The organism is Stenotrophomonas sp. P5_B8 (assembly GCF_054049855.1).
Genome location: NZ_JBFULO010000261.1, coordinates 1 through 5,327, shown reverse-complemented (window position 1 = coordinate 5,327; position 5,327 = coordinate 1). Strand labels below are relative to the sequence as shown.

The 5,327-nt window shown below is 65.7% G+C and carries 4 protein-coding genes; 1 reads left to right on the top strand and 3 read right to left on the bottom strand.

From position 1 onward, the window contains the following. Window positions 1–3: 3 nt before the first annotated feature. Window positions 4–645, bottom strand: a complete 642-nt coding sequence (locus ACXJKH_RS13855) for a TorF family putative porin (protein ID WP_457320095.1) — start codon at window positions 643–645, stop codon at window positions 4–6. Between the two features lie 238 nt (window positions 646–883). Here ACXJKH_RS13855 and ACXJKH_RS13850 point away from each other — a divergent pair, with 238 nt between their 5' ends. Next, window positions 884–1,273 carry a DUF6165 family protein gene (locus ACXJKH_RS13850; RefSeq protein WP_256777013.1) on the top strand — a complete coding sequence of 130 codons (390 nt, stop codon included), beginning with the start codon at window positions 884–886 and terminating at the stop codon, window positions 1,271–1,273. A 21-nt stretch (window positions 1,274–1,294) separates the two neighbouring features. On the opposite strand, the gene ACXJKH_RS13845 is transcribed toward ACXJKH_RS13850, so the two are convergent. After that, window positions 1,295–2,038 carry a FadR/GntR family transcriptional regulator gene (locus tag ACXJKH_RS13845; RefSeq protein WP_256777014.1) on the bottom strand — a complete coding sequence of 248 codons (744 nt, stop codon included), beginning with the start codon at window positions 2,036–2,038 and terminating at the stop codon, window positions 1,295–1,297. A 90-nt stretch (window positions 2,039–2,128) separates the two neighbouring features. Continuing rightward, window positions 2,129–5,008 carry a TonB-dependent receptor gene (locus ACXJKH_RS13840; RefSeq protein ID WP_457320093.1) on the bottom strand — a complete coding sequence of 960 codons (2,880 nt, stop codon included), beginning with the start codon at window positions 5,006–5,008 and terminating at the stop codon, window positions 2,129–2,131. Window positions 5,009–5,327: the final 319 nt, after the last annotated feature.

Genomic DNA, 5,327 nt, shown 5'->3' with positions numbered 1-5,327 from the left:
ACGTTAGAAGGTGGTTTGGACGGCGAACTCCACGCGGGAACCGGCGTTGCCGGGGAACAGGCGCTTGGCCGCGTGGTCGGTGTCGTGCGCGGTGAGGCGCAGTTCCCACGGGCCGTGGACCTTCCAGACGGCGCTGAGCTGGCCGTGCAGGTAGTCGTCGGCCTGCGCGCTGGCCAGCCAGTAGTGACCCACCGCCGCTTCCAGCCGCCACTGCTCGCCCAGCGGCAGGCGGGCGCCCAGTTGGGCGTAAGTGCCGCTATGGCCGCCGGCCAGCGCGTCGTCGGACACACCCACCTGCAGCCAGTAGCGCTGCTGCCAGGTCAGCGTGCTGTTGAGCTCGGTCCAGTCCAGGTCCACGTTGCTGGACGGATAGAGATAGCGGGTGAGGTTGACGTCCAGTGCCCAGTCCACGCCCAGCGCCCCGCCCCAACCGGCCACCACGTCGAACTCACTGCGTGCGCCGTAGTCCGGCTTGAACGACACCCCCGACCCCCACACCGACGCATACCAGCCGCGCTCGCTGCCGAGTTTGACGCCCGCCTGCGCGGCCGGGTCGCCGTCGCTCTGCGAGCTGCCGCGCCAGACATAATCGGAGGTCAGCGTCGCGTTGCCCTCCACGGCGGCCGCCGCCGCACCACTCAGCATCAGGCCCAGCAGCAGCACGCTGCAGCGACGCGCGACGCGCCCTTTTTTCTGTTCAACCACCACGGTAAGCACTCCATCGGACGGCGGCGCCGTCGAGGTGGGCAGTGTTTCCGCAGTGGCCGTAAAGCCGCCATGGCGCGGCCGGGGGATCGGCGCAAATTCCGTGTAAATCCTGCGTCCACGATGCGCCAAAGGCCGCGCGCTATCATGGGCGCTCTGACCTGTTGCGAGTAATGGCGTGGACGCGATCCTGACCCCGGTGTCGATTGGCGAACTGATCGACAAGATCACCATCCTGGAAATCAAGGCCGAACGCATCAGCGACGCCGGCAAGAACGCCAACGTCCGCAAGGAACTCGATGGCCTGTGGCCGCTGTGGCAGCAGCAGCTGGCCAGCCAGCCCGGGCTGGACGCGCTCAAGGATCAGCTCAAGGCAATCAACGTGCGCATGTGGGACATCCAGGACCAGCTGCGCGACAAGGAAGCGGCGCAGGTGTTCGACGATGCATTCATCCAGCTGGCGCGGGGCGTCTACGGCACCAACGGCGAGCGGGTGAAGGTAAAGAACGAGATCAACCGTATCGCAGGCTCTGCGCTGGTCGAAGAAAAGCAGTACCAGGGCGAATAAGCCACCCTGCCCGCGCCCGGCTCAGTGCCCGGTGGCGGCCATGAAGCGTTCGCGGTCCTGCTGGGTGCGCCGACGGATTTCGGCCAGGGCTTCGTTCTCGGTGGCTTCCAGCATGGATTCGAACAGGCGCTGGAAGTGGTTGCGCATGGCCAGGCGTGCGCCGGCCGGGTCGCGCGCGCGCAGGGCGTCGAGAATGGCGGTGTGTTCTTCGTCGCGGGTGTCATCGTCATTGTGGCAGACGTTGGCGTAGACCTGCTTCACCCGCGGCAGCTCGTTGCGCATGCGCCAGATCAGCTGCACGCAGTGCTCCACCACCGGGTTGCCGGCAATCCGCGCGATGGACAGATGGAACTGGCGGTCGGCCTCGCTGGCCGCCGCTTCGCCCGAGGTGGGGTCGACCATGGCCGCGATCAGGCCGGCCAGGGCCTCCACTTCGTCATCGGTGATGCGGCTGGCGGCCATGGCCGCCGCTTCGGCCTCGATCACCGCGCGTGCGGCGGTGAGGTCGAAGGCCGACACATCCGGCAACGCGCCGGGGGCCTGCGACGGGCGCGCCTTCACATACACGCCCGAGCCGGTCTTGATGGTGATCAGCCCCTGCGCTTCCAGCGCGATTTCCGCCTCGCGCACGGTCACCCGGCTGACGCCCAGGCGCTCGGCCAGGTCGCGTTCGCCGGGCAGCCGCGAGCCCGGCGGGAATTCGCCCTTCTCGATCAGCGCGACGATTTCAGCGGCAATGGACTGGTAGAGACGGGGTTCGGACATCATCAAGACCTGGCTRTACGGTGACTGGGGACCGACATGCGACCGCGCCCTCAGAGAGCGGCGCGGTCCTGGAAAACCGCGCCACTGACCTCAGAAGCGGTAGCGCACCCCCAGATAATAGCGCCGCCCGTAGGTGGTGTACTCGCGGAAGCTGCCCAGGATGGGCATATCCGACACCCGCGGCTCGTCGGTGAGGTTGCTGGCCGACAGCGACAGCGACAGGTTCTTGTTCACCTTGTAGGTGGCGCGGAAGTCGAGCGAGCCATTGTCGCGCACGTAGCGGTTCTGCGAGGGGTCGCCGACGAACTGCTGGTAATAGTCCGACCGGTATTTGTAGATCGCCTGCAGGTCCAGCTTGCCCAGGCCCCAGTACACCTGGGCCGAGGCCACGTGCTTGGACAGCCCGAAGATGTTGGCCGGCTCGACGATGCCGGGGGTGAACACGCCGGTGATCGGGTCGGTGGACTCGCCCAGGCGCAGGTCTTCGGTCTTGAAGTTGGAGTGGGCGTAGTTGTAGCTGGCCTTCACGCCCAGCCCGGAGAAGATGCCCGGCAGGTAGGAGAAGGTGTGCGAGCCGGTCAGCTCGAAGCCGATCAGGTCGCTCTTCTGGTCGCTGGTGGCCAACTGTTCAACCGGGACGGTGACGCTCTGGCCGTCGATGTCGAAGGTTTCGCCCAGCACCACCGGCACCGAGCCGCCGTTGAACTGCTTGTAGTAGATGGCCGTGGACAGGATCGAGTCGGCGTTGGCGTACCACTCCAGCGAGACATCGGCATTCCAGGACATCAGCGGCTTGGCGCGCGGGTTGCCGGTGGCGGTGATGTTACCCAGCGCCTCGGCCACGCTGCGGAAGTCGGTATCGGCCTCGTCCAGGGTGAAGCTGCGGCCAAAGCCTTCTGCCGCCAGATCGGGACGCGACATGGCGCGGTAGGCACCCACGCGCAGCAACAGGTCCGGGCGCAGTTCGAAGGACGCGTTGAAGCTGGGCAGCCATTCGGCATTGCTGGACTTGAGCACCTGGCGGGTGAAATCGCCGGTGGGGCGCAGGGTGATGGTGCCGTCGGGGTTGTTGATCACATCCAGGCCGCTGCGCAGGCCAACCGAGCTGACATCGGTGCGCACCCAGCGCACGCCGATGTTGCCGGTGACCGGCAGGCCGAACCATTCGCTGCTGTAGTCGCCCATCAGGTAGATGGCGTTGGTCTTCTCGGTGACATCGTTGTTGGCCGGGTCGCGCAGGTCCGCGCTCAGGCCGGTGTCGTCCACGCCGGTGAAGGCCTTGAACAGGCAACGGCTGTCGAAGGTGGCCCACTGGTCGATGGTGTTGCCGCTGGCGTTGGCCAGGAAGTCCTTCTGCGGGAATGCCTGGCGGCAGGCCTGGTTGGCCGCGCGGATGGCCGCGACATTGGTGGTGGTGATGTCGCGGGTGTCGGTGAAGTCGGTGTAGCTGGCTTCGGAGTGGCGCAGGCCGCCCTTGAACGCGGTGAAGAAGCCGCTTTCCGGGGTGAACGCGGCATCGAAGCGCTGCGCGCGGATGGTGTGTTCGCGGGTCTGCTGACGGCGGCGGATCAGCGCCGAGTCGGTGTAGTTGTCCGGGTTGTTATCGAACGCCGGATCCAGGGTGATGCTCGGCACATCGCCGCTGTAGTCGTAGGTGTAGTCGACATAGCGGGTGTTCTTGATGCCGGCCACCGGCTTGCCGTTGACGTCGGTACGCCCGGCGCGCAGGCGGGTGGAGCGCTCGATCTGGTCGCGCTCGGTGTTGGAGTAGGACAGGTCGGTGGACAGGGTCCAGGCCGGGGTGGGACGGAAGATCACGTTGAAGCCGCCACCGGTGTATTCCTCCTTGCGCTCCAGGAAGTTGCCGGTGGAATCGATGGTGGTGCTGCCGGTGTGGTGCAGCAGCGCCCCATCGTCGGTGACCACGCGGTTGTTGAGGTTGCGCATCATCGAAGACAGCGACAGGTCCGAGCGGTCTTCGGTGTAGTCGCGCTTGGAGTGCTGGTAATCCAGGTTCACTTCCCATGCGTCGCCGGGGCGCCACTGCAGCGCGGCGAACTGCGAATCGCGCTTGTCGTGTTCGATGAACTGGCGGTAGATGCGGCTGCTGGGCACCAGGTAGTACGGCACGCCGTTGGCGACCTGGTTGCCGTCCACCTGGGTGCAGTTGCGGGTGGCGCCGACCACTTCGCGGCCATCACAGGCCACCCAGGTGGAGCTGCTGGAGAACATTTCTTCCGGGTTGCTGCCTTCCAGCGCCTGCACGCCCACGGAGATGCCGAGCTTGCCGGCGCCGCCCATGTCGAACTGGTCGATGTAGCTGGCGGTACCGCGCCAGCCCACCCCGTCCTTGTCCTTGAGGCGRTTGTCGTAGTCCTGCCAGGTGCCGCGCCCATCGAGCTGGATGGTGCGCTTGCCGTATTGGAGCGGCTTGACGGTTTCCATGTTGACCGTGCCGGCCACGCCGCCTTCGACGAAGTCGGCGCGCTGGGTCTTGTAGATGGCCACGCTGTTGATCAGCTCGGACGGGAACTGGTTGAAGTTCACCGAGCGGTCGCCGCTGCCGTTGGTGGCTTCGCGGCCATTGAAGGTGGACGAGCCCAGGAACGGGCCGAGGCCGCGGATCGAGATTTCCGAGGCGCCGCCCTTCTCGCGATGGGTGGAGGCGCCGGTGATGGTCTCGATGGCTTCACCGATGGACAGCGCCGGCAGGTCGCCGATGTCGTCGGCGGCGAGCACGTCGGAGATGACGGTCTCCTCGCGCTTCTTGTCGATCGAGGTCTGGATGGTGCCGCGCACGCCGGTCACCTGGACCTGGTCCAGGGTGGTGGGCTGTGCGGGCGGTGCGGCGGCGTCCTGTGCGTGGACCAGCGGCACCAGGGCGGTGCTGCACAGGGCATAGAACAGCGCGCTATGCAGCGCGGTGCGGCGGAGGCCTCGTAGTGAGGCCGTACGGCGGTCATGCAACATCGTGATCTCCCTCCCAGGATGGATCGTCCGATTACACGGATTCGACCCGAAGATTCACGGTTACTGGACCAATGTCAATGAATTGGTACTAAAGTCTACCCCTGACATTCGTGCAGACCACTTTGACGGTATTTAATGTGCGGATGCAGCAGAAATATGCGCAACTGGCGAACCACATGCGTCTAAAGTGGTATGCGATTGTGGTTGACGGACGCATTGGACGACCTGTTACGATCCGGACTCGCGTTTCGATGCCACGGTTGATCTGGGAGGGTAAGCCGATGACTCTGCAACATTCTCAAGCGCCACGTGCGCTGCG

Bases quoted from the DNA above. Each gene is read 5' to 3' on its own strand.
- ACXJKH_RS13855 (WP_457320095.1), bottom strand. From the start codon at position 645: ATGCTGAGTGGTGCGGCGGCGGCCGCCGTGGAGGGCAACGCGACGCTG.
- ACXJKH_RS13845 (WP_256777014.1), bottom strand. From the start codon at position 2,038: ATGTCCGAACCCCGTCTCTACCAGTCCATTGCCGCTGAAATCGTCGCG.